The organism is Ruegeria sp. AK11 (assembly GCF_056541095.1).
Genome location: NZ_JBQFXU010000001.1, coordinates 1,391,265 through 1,409,742, shown reverse-complemented (window position 1 = coordinate 1,409,742; position 18,478 = coordinate 1,391,265). Strand labels below are relative to the sequence as shown.

Below are 18,478 nucleotides of genomic sequence, written 5' to 3'. Positions count from 1 at the left end.
CAAGCGCATGCAAATGCGGTCGATGCGACGCGGCATCAAAGAGATGGACATTATCCTGTCCGCCTATGCGGGGGGCAATCTGGCCGACATGGATGCCGCCGGGCTGGATGTCTATGACGCGCTGTTGCATGAAAACGATCAGGACCTTTATCAATGGGTCACGGGGCAGGTGCAGCCTCCGGCGCGATTTGCCAGCCTGATTGCAGACATAGCGCAAACCTTTCAGAAATAAGGCAAAGTTCCGCTTAACCGATTTTTCGGATTTTCGGTTCATCGTGTGTCAAACAGCGCGACTGAATCGGAGGGTCGGATGAGTATGGAAATGCAGGTCTCCACACCAGAGACTAAGGGTTTCATAACCAGCTATCTTGAGGCGCTGGCCCTGGTGGAGCGACTGCACCGGTTGTTGCTGGATGTCATCAAGGACGAGTTTGAGCGCGTCGGCGTATTGGAAATCAATGCGGTTCAGGCGTTGTTGCTGTTCAATATCGGTGATCACGAAGTCACGGCAGGCGAACTGAAAAGCCGTGGGTACTATCAGGGCAGCAATGTCAGCTATAACCTCAAGAAACTGGTTGAGATGGGCTATATGCACCACCAAAGATGCGAGATTGATCGCCGTTCAGTTCGCGTGCGCCTGACGCCGCAAGGCAGGGAAATCCGCAATATCGTGTCCAAGCTGTTTGCACGTCACGCCGAAGGCCTGCAAGGCAGGGGGGTGCTTGGGCTTGAAGGCATCGAAGATATCACCAGTTCGCTGCGTCGCGTTGAACGGTACTGGACGGATCAGATAAGGTATATCTATTGATCAGTGGCGGGCGTCAGACAGGACAAGACTGTCCAGCTCACGAAGAAGTTTGCGGGTCATGGCCTCTTCATACGCCTCAAAGCCCAGCGCCACTTCTACGAACGCGTTTGGCCCCAAAATGACCCAGGCTGAATAATAAGCTGAAAGTTCACCCACCTGAACATATCTCCGATCACCTTCCTTCGGATCGTCAGCGCCGATCACCAGCCCGTTAATCGTGATCCCGCCATGTCGTAAACTGGCTTTCACATCTCGTGGATGCGGTCCAAGGTTATGTTTACCATCCCCGGACAGATCCAGCGTACGGCGCCAGCATCCCCTTTGCTGATCAAGCAGGGAAGAGCCAAATAACATGGCCGACCCTACCGCCGTTCCCTGCGGTGCTGTGCTGCGCGAGGTCCGGACCAAACGATCACTGATTGCGATCAGGTCGGCGGGGGACCGTACTTCTGTCCACTCCAACAGCATCCGTTCATGTCCCCGCTCGCTCCATTCGAAGATCGCCAGACGTAAGGAGGTTGCGCCGTCCGACAACATCAGCTGGCTGACCTCGGGGCGGCTCAGGGCCGACGCCAGCCCGTCCAGTTGCAGCCTGTATTCCCGGCTGTCCACCGAACCCGACACATCCAGCCCCAGCGCAAGGGCCTGCCGGCATTCGCCAAAGGCAGGTCCTGATATCAGGCAAGCCAGAAAGACGATCACCTGACGTATCATGGGCCTTCATTCCGTAATGCACCGATTTGCAGACCGCTCAGTTCCCGTTTCAGTTTCTTTCGCATGGCGCGCTCGAAATCTTCAAACCCGGTGGCAATTTCCAAAAAGGCGCCGGGCCCGTGCAGGACATTATTTTCGAAGAAAGGGATCAGGAACAATTCTCCCTCGAAATCCGCCGCGTTGATCACAAGCCCATTCACGACAGTGTTTTGAAAGGGAAAGTGCCGATAGGCGATCTGCGGCCCATAGCCATCGTTGTTCGTGCCGTCGCCGGACAGGTCAATGGTTTGAAACAAGCATTGCGGCGCTTGCTCCATAAGGTTTGCACCGTATGCCAACGCATAGCCCATAGCTGTTGCCGATCCGCTGTCAGATCGGACGGATTGGCTGATTTGGCTGGATGCGAACAGCAGATCACCAACGTCATCGATCATTGTCCAATTCAGGACGACATTTTGGGTTGAGCGGCCACTCCACTCATATACCGCCAGGGCAACGGGCATCGGTGAAGAAAAGAAGGCCTCTTGCACTTCGGGTGCAATCAAGGCGGCGGCTAACCCCTGCCGTTGCAACACATCTTCGGCCTCATCGACTGAAACGGAAATATCCATCGCCAAGGCCAGCGCCAAGCGACATTGCTCGGCCTTGACAGGGCTGGCCTGAACGACCAGCCCAAACGCTATCAGCCAACGGATCACCAGTGACCACTGCTCTCCATGCTGGCCCAGGGTTCGGCTGGTTCGAGTGCTTCGCCATTCTGTAAAAGCTCAACCGAGATATTGTCGGGCGATCGAACGAAAGCCATGCGACCATCCCTTGGCGGGCGATTGATCGTAACGCCGTTGTTCTGAAGATGTTGGCAAACCTCGTAGATATTATCGACACCGTAGGCCAGATGGCCGAAGTGACGGCTGTCGGCGGGCAACTCGTCATCGCCGTCCCAATTGTACGTCAGCTCGATCGGCGCGTCTTCTTGTCCCGGAGGGGCCATGAAGATCAGAGAAAATCGCCCGGCTTCACTGTCATACCGGCGTGTTTCTTTCAGACCCAGAAGCTCGTAAAACGCCATGGATTTTTCCAGATCCTTCACGCGGACCATGGTGTGAAGATATTTCAGCGCCATTTCGGCCATCCTTTTTCGACTCACATTGCCAAGAGCTTAGCGCTCCGCCTCGATGTGTCGATAGAGCCTTCGGCAGCAATTTGTTTTTTGCGCCCGCTGCGGCATATATCGCGGTTCCTGTGTCGAAATTGGCGATATATAGTAGGGGGCGACTCATTGCCAGAAAGGAAGATTCGATGCCGCTGTCCCCTGATCAACAGGCCGAGATTGACGCGCAACGCGCGCAATCGCATCCCACGCGTCGAGTTGTCTCGGCGGGAATGGAAGACCACCTGTACACGGCGCATCAGGTTCTGGATCATGGCTTTGTCCGCGTGATCGACTATATGGGGGACGATGCCGCCATCTGTCAGGCTGCGCGCGTTTCATACGGCAAAGGCACCAAATCCGTTCAGAATGACGAGGGGTTGATCCGGTATCTGATGCGGCACTGGCATTCGACGCCATTCGAAATGTGCGAAGTCAAATTGCATGTGAAATTGCCTGTGTTCGTGGCGCGGCAGTGGATCCGGCACCGAACCGCCAATGTGAATGAATACTCGGCACGGTATTCAATTCTGGATCGCGAGTTTTATATTCCCGCCCCTGAACATGTGGCGGCACAGTCCGAAGTGAACAATCAGGGCCGTGGGGCAACGTTGGAAGGCGAAGAGGCCGCGCGCGTATTGGAAACCCTCAAGGCGGACAGCACACGCTGCTACGACAATTACGAATCCATGATCAGCCAGGACGGGCAACAGGGGCTTGCACGTGAACTGGCCCGCATGAACCTACCCGCAAACGTTTATACGCAGTGGTATTGGAAGGTGGACCTGCACAATCTGTTCCACTTCCTGCGCCTGCGGGCCGACCCGCATGCTCAGTATGAAATCCGCATCTATGCCGAAGCGATGTGCAAGATCGTCGCTGATTGGGTGCCGTTTGCGTATAAGGCGTTTGAGGATTACCGGCTGGGTGCGGTGAACCTGTCTGCCCAGATGGTCGAAAGCCTGCAACGAATGCTGGCAGGAGAGGCGGTCACGCAGGAAACCTCGGGGATGACGGCGCGCGAATGGCGTGAGTTCGAGGCGATCATTCGTAAATAGAACCGACAAGCTGCATAGCTTTTGTCTATACGTGTCGTCATGGAATTGTTACACTTGTTCCATGGCGCGCGTTTTGGATCTTGCTCTGTTATGTCTGTTTCTTGGTCTCGCCATGCCTGCGCAGGCCAAGTCCCCCATAGCTGAGGTTTTGTGCGAACCGACGCCCCGGTTGCACCAGAAACTGGAAAGGCAGTTCGGTGCGCGGCGCGTGGCATCGGGTGTTCGCGGGCCGGAACAGATTATGGAAGTCTGGGCAAGTCAGCACGGGGACTGGACCATGGTTGTCACCTACGCGACAGGCACATCCTGCATCGTTGCCATGGGCGAAAACTGGAATTCCCACGCCGACGCCAAGCCCGCGCGAGGGTAATGGAACGAAACCGGTGGGGGATGGATAACGGCCGGAAATTGGCCGTCATCCTTAATGATCAACCGCGTGTTTAGCGGGATGTCGTTACAGTGGTTTCAAATCAGCTGCCATTTGGCGGCCGTCGCGTCCGTCCTGCAACTCGTACGAAACTTTTTGGTTGTCTGCGAGTCCGGTGAGGCCGGACCGTTCTACGGCCGAGATATGTACAAACACATCTTTGCCCCCTTCGTCAGGGGCAATAAATCCATAGCCTTTAGTGGTATTGAACCATTTCACGGTGCCGGTTGGCATGTCCCGTGTCTCCTTCTACTTACGCATTGTCCCACAAATTGGTGGGGGCTGTGGTCAGCGTCACCACGAAAAAGTTGTTTTGGCACTGGCTGAACAGTCCAATTCGTGTGTTTCGCCTTTTTCAACATTGCACGGTGAAGTAAAAAATCAAGAATAACCGCAAGAAGCGGGCAAGATTGCTTAAAATCAAAGCATGGGCAGGAGCGTCAAAGACATGCAGCTTTATGGATTGAAAAACTGTGACACCTGTCGCAAGGCATTGAAATCGCTGCCAGACGTCAAATTTTCTGATGTACGCAGCGACGGTGTGCCGGGTTCGGTGCTGTCACGGGCCTTTGCCGAGTTCGGCAATGACTTGCTTAATACCAGATCGACGACATGGCGCGGATTGGACGAAACCCAGCGTGCCAAGCCCCCTTTGGAGCTTTTGAAAGAGCACCCGACCCTGATGAAACGCCCATTGATCGAAGTCGATGGCAGGCTGTTGTTGGGTTGGACAGCTGAAACCCGTGCTCAGCTTGGCATTTCCTGAACGGGTGCTTATCTGCGTGAAAGCTACAATGAGGGTTTTCAATGCGTAATGCCGCAATGTTATTGGGTGTAATCGCCGGGTTGATCGGAATGATCGTCGGGTTCTTCGGCTATGCAAAGGTGGTCGTGGTTGACCATGTCGGCGAGATTGACGGAGTTCTAAGCCAGGTCGACAATCCTGATCTGGTGCAAGCCATTTCGATTATCGCGCCCTTGCTGGCAATCGCGGGCGGGGCCATGGCACCAGCGCGCGCGTTGATTGGCGGGGTCTTGTTGCTGGGGTCAGCGGCTGCGATGTACTACGCCTTTGGTTTTGGTGTTTTCACCATGTTCCCGATCACATTTGCCGGGATCGCCGGGATACTTGGGCTGGCCGCGGGAAAACCGGACCAGCCCAAGGCACATTTCTGAGTTACTTAAGGCGAAGGATCCGGTCGAGCGAGATCGGCCCTGCGCCGTTGATGACGATCACCAGCATCAGGAAGGTCCACATCGTGCGCTGATCCATCAGGGACGGCGCCGCGTCGAACAGGCTGCCCAGTTTCACGCCATGGCCGGTGACGTCGACAAGAGTCTGCACCCAGATGAAACCGATCATGCCCAAAGCCGCCAAACGCGAGAACAGCCCAACCAGTAGAAGTGCCGGGAGCACAAATTCGGCAACCGTTCCCATGAAGATGACGATGCGTTGGAAGAACGTCATTTGGGACACGTCATACAGAACAGCCTCCGCCGCTTTGGGGAATATCTGACCAAATGCACCTGCCGAAGGCGAAAAGATCGATCCGTCGATCTTCAGCATGGCTGAGTTCCAGTAATAAACCAGAAGAACCGCAACAAAGACCAGCCGTGCCAGCGTAGGGGTCAACCAGCCAGAGGCAAGGTCCAGTTTTCCCATGGTGTTATTGTAGGTTGAGATCAAAGCAGTCATGTCTCGGGCCTTTCGATAGTCACAGAGGTTATTGCACCGCCCTGCAACAGCAGTGCCAGAGTGGTTCCAAGATCAAATTCAGGCAGTTTGGCAGTCGTTTTTTCATATGCGTCACCGATTGTGTCGCCGTTCTGCATACAGGCGATCCAGTCTGCACCACCCGCCGGAAGTGGATTGGGTGTGGGATCGAACTCGGCGCGTGTGATCAACACGTCCTCTGCACCGGCATTCGGTTTCGGTGCGTTCTCTTCGCTGTTAAATCGCCAGATCGCGAAAATTGGCCAATCCGAGCGGATCACCTGCATGGCCGGTGCAAACTGCAACCGGGCCTGCATGACCTGTTCGGGTTCGACGGCTAGAACATCTGCCGGTGCAGGTTCGCTGTCGGCGGCGTGGTAGGACTTGCGCAAGGCAATCTCCAACCGGGCCACGTCCGGCAGGTATCCAAGATGGGCAAGTTGGGGCATTCCTGCCAGAAAATCAGGAAACGCCTCGCCATAAAACATCATCAGCGGAGAGGAGGGCGGGTGCTGACGCAGGAAAATCCCGGCCAACCCATCCATGTTCTGCGCCCCTAGCAATTTGGCAATCACAGGAAACGCCTGATGCATCGCTTCGGTCAGCGACACCGCAACGTTGTTGCGGTAAACGCTGAATCTGCGACCGGCCGGTCGCGCACCGCCGTCCAGCAATCCACCGGGAACGGGCGCTGACGCATCCATCATGGCCGCGCGGAATTCAGATTGAGAAACGCTCATACCGGTATCCGGTCCAATGCGGTTTGCGCGCGAATGGCCTCATCCCGCAGAACGGGCCAATCAGGCACATCAGTGTCCCATTCGATCAGAACGGGTTTTGGCCCCGAACGCTCCAGCACATAATCCAGCAGGGCCCACACCGGATCGACCACTTCACGTCCGTGACTGTCGATTAGCAGCGGATGACCGTGATCGTCTTCATCCTCATCATGGCCGCCAAGGTGGATTTCCGACACCTTTTCAATCGGATAGGCGTCAATATAGCCTTGTGGTGAGAAATCCAGATTGGTCGCCGAGACAAAGACATTGTTTACGTCCAGCAACAAGCCGCAACCGGTGCGCTTGGCAATCTCCCTCAGGAAATCAGGTTCGGACCAGGTGCTTTCCTCGAAGGCCAGATAGCTGGACGGGTTTTCCAGCAGCATCTGACGCCCGACGGTGTCCTGCACCTGATCGATATGTTCACAAACCCGCGTAAGAGTTTCGTCGGTATAGGGCAGGGGCAGCAGATCGTTGTAGAAATGGCTGTCATGGGTAGACCAGGCCAAATGTTCGGAAAAGCTTGCAGGGTTCAGCCAGCCGACCAGGTGTTTCAACCGGGCCAAATGATCGGAGTCCAGCGCGCCTTCACCACCAATGGACAGGCCAACGCCATGGACCGAGATTGGGAACTTTTCGGAAAGGTGGCGCAGTTGCGCCAAGGGTCGCCCGCCGTCGCCCATATAATTCTCGGCATGGATTTCCAACCATGCGACGGGCTGTGCGTGTTCAAGTATCTGAGCGAAGTGTTGCGGCTTGTAACCAACGCCCGGCGCTGCGGGCAGGCGGTTTGACCGGCAGGTGTCATCCAACATGGGCCAGTTCCTTGATCACGAAAGGGAAAGGGCGGGCGATGGTGCCCGCCCCTTGAAATCGTCAGGCCAGTCTTATGCCGGCAGGTCGCGGTCCAGTGCTTCCAGCGAACCTTTGCGCGGTGTGCCGTTTGCTTCCGCAGGCAATTCGATGTCGGCGCAGGTGCCTGCGTCAACCAAGGTCCATGCGTTGCCCTGATAATCAACGGTCGAGGTGCCCGCGCAGGTGGTGCCGGGGCCTGCGGCACAGTCGTTCTGACCGGCCAGCGATACGCCATAGCACTTTTCTTTTGCCTGTGCGCTTGCTGTGGTTGCGACACCCGATACGGCGGCTGCGACTGCGGTTGCGATAACCAGGGACTTAGCTGTGTTCGACATCTCGGTAATCCTCTTGATGACTGGGTATGTCTGCTTGTGACAATGACAAAGGTAGTGGCTTGGTGGGCAGAGTTGAATTCACGAGCCCGTGTCTCACAAGCGCGTCATGGGGCGGCCTGCCCCCTTGCAGCGTAATACACTGTTTTTGATGAAGAAAGGGTGAAATGTTACAATCCGACCCCTTAGTAGGGGTCGGATTTTTTTGGAAATGGTGCTGTTTGTTACAGCAGATCTGGCGGGGTGGCGGCGTGTGCCAGCTCTTTTGTTACAACATCAAGCGGTTGTACCTGGGTCTGTTTTTCACCCAGTCGCCGCACGCTTACGGTGCGTTCGTCAACTTCGCGGTGACCGACGGCCAGAATTACAGGTACTTTGCCGACCGAATGCTCACGGACCTTATAGTTGATCTTTTCATTGCGGATGTCGGCCTCGGCCCGCACACCCGCAGCACGCAGGGTTTCGACCACTTCGGTGACATAGTCGTCCGCGTCGGACGTGATGGACGCGACGACGACCTGACGCGGGGCCAGCCAGAACGGCAATTTGCCTGCGTGTTCCTCGATCAAGATACCGATGAAGCGTTCGAACGAACCAAGTGTTGCGCGGTGCAGCATGACCGGGCGGTGCTTGGCCCCGTCGGCGCCGATATAGGTGGCATCCAGCCGTTCGGGCAGAACGAAATCGACCTGGAAGGTGCCGCATTGCCAGTCACGCCCGATGGCGTCCGTCAGCACGAATTCCAGTTTCGGACCATAGAATGCACCTTCGCCCGGGTTCAGTTCCGGTTCGATCCCGGCGGCACGGGTGGCGGACAAAAGCGCCGCTTCGGCCTTGTCCCAGACATCGTCCGATCCGGCGCGGGTTTCGGGACGGTCTGAGAACTTCACCGAAAAATCCTCGAATCCCAGATCCTTGTAGATCACACTGAGGAAACGGATGAATTCGGCGGTCTCCGCCTCGATCTGTTCTTCGGTTGAAAAGATGTGGGCGTCGTCCTGCGTGAACCCACGCACCCGCATGATGCCATGCAACGCGCCAGAGGGTTCGTACCGGTTGCACGACCCGAACTCGGCCATGCGCAGCGGCAGGTCGCGATAGGATTTCAGGCCTTGCTTGAAAATCTCGACATGGCAGGGGCAGTTCATCGGTTTGAGCGCGTTAACGGCCTTTTCACGGGCATGTTCCTCGTCCACTTCGACGATGAACATGTTCTCCTGATACTTGTCCCAGTGGCCTGAACGTTCCCACAGTTTGCGGTCAACGACTTGCGGCGTGTTTACCTCGACATACCCACCCTTGCGCTGCTGACGGCGCATGTAATCCTGCAACTGGGTGTAGATGGACCAGCCATTGGGGTGCCAGAAGATCTGACCGGGGGCTTCTTCCTGCATGTGAAACAGGTCCATCTCGCGGCCCAGTTTGCGGTGGTCGCGCTTTGCGGCCTCTTCCAGCATATGCAGGTGGTCTTTCAGCTTTTCCTTGCCGGTGAAGGCCACGCCGTAGATGCGTTGCAGCATCGCGCGGTTGCTGTCGCCGCGCCAATAGGCACCGGCGATAGACATCAGCTTGAACGCATCACCGGGAACCTGACCGGTATGTTGCAGATGCGGACCGCGGCACAAATCCTGCCAGTGGCCGTGCCAGTACATGCGCAACGGCTCATCCCCGGGAATGGCTTCGATCAGCTCAACCTTGTAGGGCTCGTTATTGGCCTTGTAGAACTCGATGGCCCGCTCGCGGTCCCAAACCTCGGTGGTGACAGGATCGCGCTTGTTGATGATCTCTTTCATCTTTTTCTCGATGAGGCCAAGATCTTCGGGCGTGAACGGTTCTTCCCGGTCGAAGTCATAATACCAGCCGTTTTCGATAACGGGGCCGATGGTGACCTTGGTCGCAGGCCAGATTTCCTGCACGGCGCGGGCCATGATGTGGGCCAGATCGTGGCGGATCAGCTCGTTGGCCTGGACGTCATCCTTCATGGTGTGGATGGCAATCTGTGCATCGGCTTCGATGGGCCATTGCAGGTCCCAGTGTTTGCCGTCAACGGTGGCTGAGATGGCCTTTTTGGCCAGCGAACTTGAAATATCGGCAGCCACCTGCGCAGGCGTAACCCCTGCGTCATAGGAACGTGCGTTGCCATCTGGGAAAGTGAGAGAGACGGATTTTGAATCCAGGGCCATGTCGGCTCTCCTCGTCGGTTTGGCGCCCACTGAACGCCCGGTTGCGGGTTATTTGCGTCTGGCTGATGTGGCAGGTGGATATGCCTGTGTCAAGTGTAGGGGCGAGGGGCCAGCCCCTCGCGCTCCCCGGAGTATTTGAAAAAAGATGAAGTGGGCGGAATTGCACTCGGGGGTGGGGCGTGCATGATGCAGTAAAAGGAAAGAAGGTTTCATGGCAGCGACGAATTTTCTGGAGACGCCGCAGGGGCGGCGACTGGCTTATCACAAGACCGAAGGGGCAGGGCCGACCATCGTTTTTCTGGGTGGGCTCATGTCGGATATGGAAGGCACCAAGGCAGTCCATCTGGAAGCTTGGGCGCAGGCGCGGAGGCGGGCCTTTTTGCGGTTTGATTATTCCGGTCACGGCGAAAGCTCTGGTGCTTTCACGGATGGCTGCATTGGGGATTGGCATGAGGACACTGTTGCTGCGGTCGATGCCTTGACCAAGGGGCCGCTGATTGTTGTCGGCTCGTCCATGGGGGGGTGGCAGGCGCTTTTGCTGGCCAAGGCCATGCCGGACCGGATAGCAGGTATGGTCACGATCGCCGCCGCGCCGGATTTCACGGAAGATGGCTATTGGGCTTCATTCACCGATAACCAGAAAGCCGCCCTGGAAACGGTCGGGCATGTCGAGTTGCCGTCCGATTACATGGAGCCTTATATCGTCACCAAACGGATGATCGAAGATGGGCGGCAGCGTCTTGTTCTGCGCGACACGTTGAACCTGCCGTTCAAGGTTCGTTTCCTGCAGGGAACAGCGGATACAGCCGTTTCGACTGAAACGGCCGTTCGGTTGCTGGACCATGCAACAGGGCCGGACATGCAGCTTCTTTTAGTCAAGGATGCCGATCACAGATTCTCGGATGATGCATGTCTTGGCTTGATCGAGGCGGCGGTTCTGGATGTGTTGGGAGACGCGTAATGCGGCGTTTGGGATGGCTTCTGGGGCGCTTGTTCCTTGCGTTGATTGCCACCGGCGGCCTTGTCTACTGGTTTGGCCCGCGCGAAGAGGTGAACCTGCACCCAAGCTTTGATCCGCGCAAGTTTGGTGAGGGCGTACAGGTTTATTTCGAAAGCACCGAAGCCGCGTTTGACGATATCGTTCCGGGTGTCGAAAAACGAGTAATCTGGCAAGATGGCCATAACGAGCGGCGCACCCCGTATTCCGTTCTTTACATCCATGGCTTTTCAGCAAGTTCCGAGGAAATCCGGCCAGTACCAGACCTTGTAGCAGACGCGTTGGGGGCCAATCTGGTTTACACACGCCTGCAAGGTCACGGGCGAACCGGATCAGCCATGGCAGAAGGCACTGCCTCGGGCTGGATGCTGGACACTGCCGAGGGATTGGCAGCCGCACGTGCTGTTGGGGACAAGGTGATCGTGATCTCAACGTCGACCGGTGCGACGCTTGCAGCCGCCGCCGCTTTGGATGCCAGCCTCAGCAAAGATGTTGTCGGCATGGTCTTTGTCTCTCCCAATTTCGGGGTCAACACGTCTGTGGCATGGATCCCCACTTTGCCATGGGCAAGGGATTGGTTGCCGGTCCTGATGGGGGACGAACGCGATGTATCGGGGCCAGACCCGGAAAAGAACAAATATTGGTCTACCGTCTATCCGTGGGAGTCGGTCGTGCCGATGTCCGTTCTGGTCGAAAAAGTCTATGCGCTGGATTTCTCGAATGCCCTGGTGCCCGTGCTGTTCTGGTTCTCGGACAACGATCAGGTGGTGCGCCCTGACCGCACACACGAGGTCGCCAAAGCGTGGGGTGCGCCAACATCCGTCAAATTGGTGACAATGGGCCCTGAGGATGATCCGTCATCCCATGTTATTGCCGGTCGCCTGATGTCGCCAGGGCAGACCGACGCGGCTGTGGCCGGTATTCTGGACTGGCTAAAAGGGCTGGGGGTGGAATGATGGCGGCCTCGGGTCGAGGGACGATGCGTAAGCCGGGCAGTATGTGGAGCCTTGAGACGTTGGGGCGCGTTCGTCTGTCCCGGTATTTCTTCATGCGCGATTTCCTCTATTCCGAGATCGGGAACTTTCACCAGAAACAGAACATTCCAGACAACCCGGATCTGGCTATCGAGACAGGACGTGCGTTCTGCGAAACTCTGCTGGACCCGCTGGAAGAGACCTTTGGCAGGATCGCTGTGCGCTCGGGCTATCGCTCACCGTCGCTAAACAGGTTTGGCAATGAAAACAAACTGAACTGCGCCCGGAATGATCACCCGTTGGAATGCCACATCTGGGATCGTGGGGACGGGGATGCGCGGATTGCCGGGGCGTCTGTTGTAATTCCCTGGTTTGCGGATCAGTTTGCGCAGGGCCGGGATTGGCGGGATTTGGCATGGTGGATGCATGATCACCTGGATTATTCCGAAATCTGGTTTTTTCCGAAACTCTGCGCTTTCAATCTGGTGTGGCGCCCTAAACCGCAGCGGCGGATTGACAGCTACATTGCGCCACGCGGATGCCTTCTGAAACCGGGCGCTGAGCCCGAGGAAAGTGCGGCTTCACGACGGTCCCGCTATGCTGACTTTCCGGCTTTTCGGGCAATCGCCTATCCGTGACGTTCCGCTTGTTTGAATGTGATAAATTCTCAACCTGACTACAAACCCAAGGGCTCGGAATACCGAGCATATGGAGCCCCTGCGTGATCGAGCCGCTGGTACTGCTACCTGGACTGATGTGCGATGCCCGACTGTATCGCCCTCAGATTGAGGTGTTTTCGCGGACGCGACCCGTAACCGTTGCGCCAATCTCAGCAGGTGAGCGTATCGAAGAGATCGCCTCGGGTTTGCTGGACCAGCTTCCACATCGGTTTGCACTGGCCGGATTAAGCATGGGTGGTGTGGTCGCGTTAGAGCTGATCCGCCGGGCACCGGAACGTGTGTCACGCCTGTGCCTGATGGCCACTGATGCACAGGCGGACACGCCTCAAATGGCTGCCAGTCGCGAAGACCTGATCATTGGCGCGCAGGGTGGCCGGTTGGAGGAGGTCCTGCGGAAACTTGTGGGGTCCGACACGCTGGCACCGGGCCCGCAGCGCATTCCCATCCTGAACGGCTTGTTGGCAATGGCACAGGATTTGGGTGTTGAAACCTTCGTGCGTCAAATGCGTGCTCTGCAACGCCGCCCGGATCAACAAGCCGCATTGCGTCGCATCAAGGTACCCACGTTGGTTCTGTGCGGTGCGCATGACACTCTGACACCGGTCAAACGGCATTCTTTCATGGCAGAGCTCATACCCGGAGCGGAACTGCTGGTTATTGAAAAGGCTGGTCACTTGCCGACCCTCGAAACGCCCGACCTCGTCAATGAGGCGCTGCAAACCTGGTTGGACGCCCAGCAACGGTTTGATTACTGGTAAAGCGTCGCGCATTCGGTCTTTGAAATGACAGTTGGCGTCACCACGGGTTTACCAGTATTTTGGTCGAAAAACGGTGTGTTCTTCCACCGCCCGGACAGGCGCGATCCGGCGGCCCTGCGCAACAGCCCAAGAATGGCGGGGCCAGATTTTTCGTGCTTCTGCTTTCCGTCCGGTTGGGGAACAAACCCACGTGTCGTGACGGGTCCCAGCGCCGAAGCTCCACCCGCAACCCGGCCGACGATAACGCCAGCAAACGGGAATTTCGCGGATTTGGGCGTTGCCGCCAAAGGTGCGTTACAGCAGCTGGCGTACCATCGCAGCATACCCTTGGGGCTGAGTTGCATCGCCGCAAGATACTGTCTTCCTGCGCTGATTTCGATTTCATCCGGTGCGATCTGAAAAATCCCGACAGGTCCGGGTGCCGGGTCCGGCTGCTTGAAATATAGTTGAGCGGCCCGGCAATCATGGCAGAAACACTCAACATGTGTGCCTTGCCGAACACCGCGGGGTGAAATACGCCCCTGCAACGCGCCGCATTGGCAGGAAAAGGTAAGGCCATTTTGCGCTGGCCCGCTCATGTCGCTTAAGCAACCTTGTTGGAATTGGCCGCGCGACGGTTTGGTTTTCGCGCATTTTCGTTCATGAAATCAATCACAAGGGGACGAATGTTGTCGCGCCAGCTGCGGCCTGCGAAGATACCATAGTGACCGGCGCCGGGTTCAACGTGGCTTGCCTTTTTGCTGTCGGGCAGGCCGGTACACAAATCCAGCGCAGCAATACACTGGCCGGGTGCAGAGATGTCATCATTTGCACCTTCGACAGTCTTCACCGCAACATCGGTAATCTTACTGATGTCCACTTTGTGACCCGCGACCACGAACTCGTTTCTCGCAATCTCTCGATTCTTGAAGACCCGCTCGACCGTCGAAAGATAGAACTCGGCAGTCATGTCCATCACGGCCAGGTATTCGTCGTAGAAGCGGTTATGGGCATCCTGATCCGAGGCTTCGTCCCGCATGACGCGCTGGATCTGGTCGGAAAACGCTTTGGAGTGACGATCTGCATTCATGGACATGAACGAGGCCAATTGCAGCAGTCCCGGATAGACCATGCGCCCTACGCCCTTGTACTTGAAGCCAACGCGCTGAATCATTGTTTCTTCCAACTGGCCCATAGTGACGCGACGGCCGAAGTCTGTCACATCGGTCGGCGTGGCGTCCGGATCGACGGGGCCACCAATCAGCGTCAGGGTGCTTGGCTGGGCTTTGGGTTCAATCTCGGCCAGGTACGCCGTTGCAGCCAATGTCAGAGGCGCAGGTTGGCAAACGGCAACAACATGGGTGTCTGGCCCAAGCTCTTTCATAAAATCTACAAGATAGAGCGTGTAGTCTTCGACATCGAATTTGCCTGCGGATACAGGGATATCGCGCGCATTATGCCAATCTGTGATGTAGACTTCACAATTGACCAGAAGGCTTTTCACCGTCGAGCGCAGCAACGTAGCATAATGCCCGGACATCGGTGCAACCAACAGCACTTTGCGGGGTTGTTCTTTCCGGCCATTGACGCGGAAATGTACCAGATCACCAAAAGGGCGTTCCAGAACAGTCGTGATTTCAACCAGATGATCCTTGCCATCTTCGCAGGTGAACGTGCGAATACCCCAATCGGGCTTTGCAACCATCCGTTGGAACGTACGCTCGGTAACCTCGCCCCAGGCGGCCATCCAGTTGAATGCGGGGTTCGGCACCATCGAAAACATCGGATAGGACGCCATCGCGCTGGCGGTTGCACCAAGCCATTGGTTGGTGTTTCGCGCAGTTTCCATCAGGTCGTAGGTCATCATATAGCGCATAAACGGGGCCTCCTGAGTGTCAGCCTGATAGTTCGGACCATTCGTCGCTTTGCCCCCCAGCACCCACGACGTTATTCTGCATAGCAGCGAGGTTAGGGGGGAATTGTTAAAATGACAACTAGTGAAGACCACATGCCAGACGTATCCGAAGAACACATTGAACGCCTTAAAGAAAATATGGATAAGGTCGAGAAGTTATCGAAGCGCCTGATTGAGGTCATGGCTGTAAAACGGCCCCACACGCCCGCGCTGGACGGCCCGAATCAAGAGCTTTTCGCACGAGCAGCAAGTGCCTATTGGGCAGAGGCTTGGCAAAATCCCGCCAAGTTGCTGGAACAGCAGATAGAATTTTGGGGCAAGTCAGTGTTGAACTTTGCCGAGGCGCAGAAAGCACTGACTGCGTCTGACGCGGAAAGCGAAGCACCCAAGCCAGAAGACAAGCGATTTTCGAACCCCCTTTGGGAGACCAATCCCTATTTCCGTCTGATCCGCCAGCAATACCAGACCAATGCGCAAGCAATCGCGCAGGCTGTTGCGTCCGTGGATGATCTGGATGCCAAAGACAAAAGGCGGCTGCAATATTTCTCGCAACAAATCGTCGATATGATGGCGCCGACAAATTTCCTGGCGACCAATCCGGATGCATTGCAAAAAGCGGTCGAAACCGAGGGCCAGTCACTGATCAAGGGGTTGGAAAACCTTGTGTCAGATCTTGAGGCCAATAATGGAGAATTGGTCGTCAAACTGGCAGATGAAAGCGCTTTTGAGGTCGGCGGTAATCTGGCGACGACGCCGGGGGAGGTGGTTTATCGCAACCGGATGATGGAACTGATTCAGTACAAGCCAGCGACCGAAACGGTCTACGAGACCCCGATTGTTCTGTTTCCGCCCTGGATCAACAAGTTCTATATTCTGGACCTGAAAGCCCAGAACAGCATGATCAAATGGATCACCGAACAGGGGTATACCCTGTTTGTTGTAAGCTGGGTCAATCCGGACGAAAGCTATGCCGAAACAGGCATGGAAGACTACATTCAGGACGGTTTCCTGACTGCAATCGAGACGGCCAAGAAGATTTGCAAGGTCAAACAGGTCAACGCTGTGGGGTATTGCATCGCGGGCACCACCCTGAGCCTGACGCTGTCTCTGCTGAAACAGCGAGGAGACAAGTCGGTCAAATCGGCGACCCTGTTCACCGCATTGACGGATTTTTCCGATCAGGGAGAGTTCACGCCCTTCCTTCAAAACGATTTTATCGACGGAATCGAAGAAGAAGTGAAAAAGGAAGGTGTTCTGCGGTCGTGGATCATGGCGCGCACAATGTCCTTCCTGAGATCACGTGACCTGATTTATGGCCCGGCCATTCGCAGCTATATGATGGGTGAAGTGCCCCCGGCCTTTGATTTGCTGTACTGGAACGGTGACGGAGCCAACCTGCCGGCGAAAATGGCGGTGGAGTACTTGCGTGGACTATGCCAGCGCAACGAATTTGCCACCGATGGCTTTGAGTTGCTGGGGCATAAGCTAAAGCTTGGTGACGTTGATGTGCCCCTTATGGCCATTACATGCGAAACCGATCACATCGCGGCGTGGAAAGATTGCTATCGCGGTGTGCAAAAAATGGGCTCGCGATCAAAAACTTTCGTGGTTTCCGAGTCGGGTCATATTGCGGGTATTGTGAACCCGCCCAGCAAGAAAAAGTACGGGCATTACACCAACCCGGATTTGAAATCAGACGCCGCCACCTGGTTAAAGGAAGCCGATTTTCATGAAGGGTCATGGTGGCCCATGTGGGATGCCTGGCTGAAGAAACGATCAGGCAAGCAGGTACCGGCCCGTGAACCGGGCGATTCGAAGCACCCGAGCCTAGCTGCTGCACCCGGAACGTATGTAGTGGCAAAACCAAACGCCTGATTTCATTCTGAAACTTAATTATTTCTGCAGCGCAGCAAAAAAAACTTGCAATGCTGCGTTGCAGCAATCATATTGTCCTCAAGCTGATGAAACCCGGGGTGGGCCCGGACTGGCTAAAAGGATTAAGACAATGGCTAAGACCCAAGACTTTACCGCGATCATGAAAGACATGATGGGTGCATTCCCTGTGGACACAACCGCAATGGAAGGCGCATTCAAATCGACCGCCTCGCTGAACGAGAAGCTGTCGGGCGTTGCTCTGGAAGCAGCTGAGAAATCGGCAGAGATATCGAGCAAATGGACCAAAGACACGCTGGCTAAACTGACCGAGATGTCGAAAGCCAAGGCAGAGCCTGCCGACTACGCAAAAGCAGCAACCGATTTCGCAAGCGCGTCTGCTGAAGTTGCAGCCGAGAACATGGCCGCTTTCGCAGAAATCGCGAAAAAAGTTCAGACCGAAACCGTCGAACTGCTGATGGCTGCTGGTAAAGAAGCTGCGGAAGAAGCATCCGCCGCTGTTAAAAAAGCAACCAACGACGTGACCACAGCCGCTAAAAAAGCTGCTGCTGCGAAGTAAGAAAAGTCAGCGAAACGCACCCGACCCTCCCTATAGGTGCAATCGCGTTGGGCAGGTCCATTGACCTGCCCTTTCTTTTTGTGCTGCACTCGCATAACCTGTGCTGCAACGCATCATCCTTGGGGAGGGAACCCGGTGTCGGACCAAGAAAAACCGCTGCTGATCAAGCGCTATGCCAGCCGTCGGCTGTATAACACCGAGACCAGCGATTACGTGACGCTCGAAGATATCGCGGGGTTCATCCGCGACGGGCGCGAAGTACAGATTATCGACCTGAAGTCCGGCGACGACCTGACACGGCAGTATCTGCTGCAAATCATTGCTGAACATGAAAGCCGCGGCGAGAATGTGCTGCCTGTCAATGTTCTAAACGACCTGGTGCGCAGTTACATGCTGCCGGGCGGAGGCATGATGCCGCAATTCCTGCAAAGCTCGTTCGATATGCTGCGCGAAAGCCAAAGCAAGATGATGGAAAACATGAATGCCATGAACCCGATGTCTCAGATGCCGGGTTTTGACGCGTTGCAAGCGCAGCAGCAGGCATTTTTGAAGGCTATGACAGGTGGGTTGTCTGGCAGATGGTCCTCGCCAGAGAAGGAAAGCGAAAAGTCAAAGCCGAAAGAGGATCTTGACGATATCAAGAAGCAGTTAGCTGAACTACAACAGAAGCTTTCAAAGCTGAATTGAATTGAGCCCGAGTAAG

The 18,478-nt window shown here is 55.9% G+C and carries 24 protein-coding genes; 13 read left to right on the top strand and 11 right to left on the bottom strand.

The genetic code is table 11. The features are described 5' to 3' along the window. Positions 1-7 precede the first annotated feature (7 nt). Together ACR0D9_RS07095 and ACR0D9_RS07090 are read left to right on the top strand one after the other, a co-directional pair. Positions 8-232 (top strand): succinate dehydrogenase assembly factor 2, encoded by a 225-nt coding sequence (locus ACR0D9_RS07095; RefSeq protein WP_480484273.1) that lies wholly within the window; start codon positions 8-10, stop codon positions 230-232. A gap of 78 nt (positions 233-310) precedes the next feature. Then, positions 311-808, top strand: coding sequence for a MarR family winged helix-turn-helix transcriptional regulator (locus ACR0D9_RS07090; protein WP_480484207.1), 498 nt, complete (start codon positions 311-313; stop codon positions 806-808). On the opposite strand, the gene ACR0D9_RS07085 is transcribed toward ACR0D9_RS07090, so the two are convergent. Genes ACR0D9_RS07085 through ACR0D9_RS07075 form a run of 3 tightly spaced genes read right to left on the bottom strand, consistent with a single transcriptional unit; the run spans position 809 to position 2,645 of the window. Continuing rightward, complete coding sequence (locus ACR0D9_RS07085) at positions 809-1,522, bottom strand: DUF1194 domain-containing protein (protein WP_480504601.1); 714 nt, start codon at positions 1,520-1,522, stop codon at positions 809-811. It lies immediately after the preceding gene. Further along, positions 1,519-2,220, bottom strand: coding sequence for a DUF1194 domain-containing protein (locus ACR0D9_RS07080; protein ID WP_480504603.1), 702 nt, complete (start codon positions 2,218-2,220; stop codon positions 1,519-1,521). The genes ACR0D9_RS07085 and ACR0D9_RS07080 overlap by 4 nt, the downstream gene beginning before the upstream one ends. Next, positions 2,217-2,645, bottom strand: coding sequence for a VOC family protein (locus tag ACR0D9_RS07075; protein ID WP_209503395.1), 429 nt, complete (start codon positions 2,643-2,645; stop codon positions 2,217-2,219). The genes ACR0D9_RS07080 and ACR0D9_RS07075 overlap by 4 nt, the downstream gene beginning before the upstream one ends. Positions 2,646-2,821: 176 nt before the next feature. Here ACR0D9_RS07075 and thyX point away from each other — a divergent pair, with 176 nt between their 5' ends. Further along, a complete protein-coding gene (gene thyX, locus ACR0D9_RS07070) occupies positions 2,822-3,730 on the top strand; it encodes an FAD-dependent thymidylate synthase (protein ID WP_480538166.1) in 909 nt (302 codons plus the stop codon). A gap of 61 nt (positions 3,731-3,791) precedes the next feature. Continuing rightward, the gene (locus ACR0D9_RS07065) at positions 3,792-4,100 is read left to right on the top strand and encodes a hypothetical protein (protein ID WP_480538164.1); all 309 of its coding nucleotides are present in this window, start codon (positions 3,792-3,794) and stop codon (positions 4,098-4,100) included. A gap of 84 nt (positions 4,101-4,184) precedes the next feature. Here the strand turns inward: ACR0D9_RS07065 and ACR0D9_RS07060 are convergent, their stop codons facing one another. After that, the gene (locus ACR0D9_RS07060; protein ID WP_008758035.1) at positions 4,185-4,391 is read right to left on the bottom strand and encodes a cold-shock protein; all 207 of its coding nucleotides are present in this window, start codon (positions 4,389-4,391) and stop codon (positions 4,185-4,187) included. 214 nt (positions 4,392-4,605) lie between these two features. Between ACR0D9_RS07060 and ACR0D9_RS07055 the strand changes: the two genes are divergently transcribed. Both ACR0D9_RS07055 and ACR0D9_RS07050 read left to right on the top strand, forming a co-directional pair. Further along, positions 4,606-4,923 carry an ArsC/Spx/MgsR family protein gene (locus tag ACR0D9_RS07055; protein WP_480484202.1) on the top strand — a complete coding sequence of 106 codons (318 nt, stop codon included), beginning with the start codon at positions 4,606-4,608 and terminating at the stop codon, positions 4,921-4,923. 41 nt (positions 4,924-4,964) lie between these two features. Then, complete coding sequence (locus ACR0D9_RS07050; RefSeq protein ID WP_480484201.1) at positions 4,965-5,333, top strand: hypothetical protein; 369 nt, start codon at positions 4,965-4,967, stop codon at positions 5,331-5,333. Position 5,334: 1 nt separating this feature from the next. Here ACR0D9_RS07050 and ACR0D9_RS07045 read toward each other — a convergent pair whose 3' ends face one another. The 5 genes from ACR0D9_RS07045 to thrS all read right to left on the bottom strand — a co-directional run bounded on the left by ACR0D9_RS07045 (position 5,335) and on the right by thrS (position 10,020). Continuing rightward, the gene (locus ACR0D9_RS07045; protein WP_267365394.1) at positions 5,335-5,853 is read right to left on the bottom strand and encodes a DoxX family protein; all 519 of its coding nucleotides are present in this window, start codon (positions 5,851-5,853) and stop codon (positions 5,335-5,337) included. Further along, positions 5,850-6,611: an HvfC/BufC family peptide modification chaperone gene (locus ACR0D9_RS07040; RefSeq protein WP_480484200.1), complete on the bottom strand. Its 762-nt coding sequence runs from the start codon at positions 6,609-6,611 to the stop codon at positions 5,850-5,852. Before ACR0D9_RS07040 ends, ACR0D9_RS07045 begins: the two co-directional genes overlap by 4 nt. Continuing rightward, entirely contained in the window at positions 6,608-7,465 is an 858-nt protein-coding gene (gene bufB, locus ACR0D9_RS07035; RefSeq protein ID WP_480484199.1) for an MNIO family bufferin maturase, read from the bottom strand. The genes ACR0D9_RS07040 and bufB overlap by 4 nt, the downstream gene beginning before the upstream one ends. A 72-nt stretch (positions 7,466-7,537) precedes the next feature. Further along, a complete protein-coding gene (locus ACR0D9_RS07030) occupies positions 7,538-7,840 on the bottom strand; it encodes a BufA1 family periplasmic bufferin-type metallophore (RefSeq protein WP_209503410.1) in 303 nt (100 codons plus the stop codon). A gap of 221 nt (positions 7,841-8,061) precedes the next feature. After that, complete coding sequence (thrS, locus tag ACR0D9_RS07025) at positions 8,062-10,020, bottom strand: threonine--tRNA ligase (protein ID WP_480484198.1); 1,959 nt, start codon at positions 10,018-10,020, stop codon at positions 8,062-8,064. A 211-nt stretch (positions 10,021-10,231) separates the two neighbouring features. Between thrS and ACR0D9_RS07020 the strand changes: the two genes are divergently transcribed. From ACR0D9_RS07020 to ACR0D9_RS07005, 4 genes are all read left to right on the top strand, one after another. Beyond that, complete coding sequence (locus ACR0D9_RS07020) at positions 10,232-10,981, top strand: alpha/beta fold hydrolase (RefSeq protein WP_480484197.1); 750 nt, start codon at positions 10,232-10,234, stop codon at positions 10,979-10,981. Continuing rightward, the gene (locus ACR0D9_RS07015; protein ID WP_480484196.1) at positions 10,981-11,973 is read left to right on the top strand and encodes an alpha/beta hydrolase; all 993 of its coding nucleotides are present in this window, start codon (positions 10,981-10,983) and stop codon (positions 11,971-11,973) included. The genes ACR0D9_RS07020 and ACR0D9_RS07015 overlap by 1 nt, the downstream gene beginning before the upstream one ends. A 41-nt stretch (positions 11,974-12,014) precedes the next feature. Then, a complete protein-coding gene (locus tag ACR0D9_RS07010) occupies positions 12,015-12,629 on the top strand; it encodes a hypothetical protein (RefSeq protein WP_480484272.1) in 615 nt (204 codons plus the stop codon). 83 nt (positions 12,630-12,712) lie between these two features. Beyond that, a complete protein-coding gene (locus ACR0D9_RS07005) occupies positions 12,713-13,429 on the top strand; it encodes an alpha/beta fold hydrolase (protein WP_480504616.1) in 717 nt (238 codons plus the stop codon). Here ACR0D9_RS07005 and ACR0D9_RS07000 read toward each other — a convergent pair. Beyond that, positions 13,420-14,007 (bottom strand): DUF6151 family protein, encoded by a 588-nt coding sequence (locus ACR0D9_RS07000; RefSeq protein WP_480504618.1) that lies wholly within the window; start codon positions 14,005-14,007, stop codon positions 13,420-13,422. The genes ACR0D9_RS07005 and ACR0D9_RS07000 overlap by 10 nt on opposite strands. Before the next feature lie 5 nt (positions 14,008-14,012). Beyond that, positions 14,013-15,284, bottom strand: a complete 1,272-nt coding sequence (gene phaZ, locus ACR0D9_RS06995; protein WP_480473454.1) for a polyhydroxyalkanoate depolymerase — start codon at positions 15,282-15,284, stop codon at positions 14,013-14,015. Positions 15,285-15,395: 111 nt separating this feature from the next. On the opposite strand from phaZ, the gene ACR0D9_RS06990 reads away from it, so the two are divergent. The 3 genes from ACR0D9_RS06990 to phaR all read left to right on the top strand — a co-directional run bounded on the left by ACR0D9_RS06990 (position 15,396) and on the right by phaR (position 18,462). After that, positions 15,396-17,198: a PHA/PHB synthase family protein gene (locus ACR0D9_RS06990; RefSeq protein ID WP_480484192.1), complete on the top strand. Its 1,803-nt coding sequence runs from the start codon at positions 15,396-15,398 to the stop codon at positions 17,196-17,198. Positions 17,199-17,328: 130 nt separating this feature from the next. Continuing rightward, positions 17,329-17,775, top strand: a complete 447-nt coding sequence (locus ACR0D9_RS06985) for a phasin family protein (RefSeq protein WP_209503426.1) — start codon at positions 17,329-17,331, stop codon at positions 17,773-17,775. Between the two features lie 135 nt (positions 17,776-17,910). After that, on the top strand, positions 17,911-18,462 hold the full coding sequence (phaR, locus tag ACR0D9_RS06980) for a polyhydroxyalkanoate synthesis repressor PhaR (protein ID WP_480484191.1): 552 nt from the start codon (positions 17,911-17,913) through the stop codon (positions 18,460-18,462). The last annotated feature ends 16 nt before the right edge of the window (positions 18,463-18,478 follow it).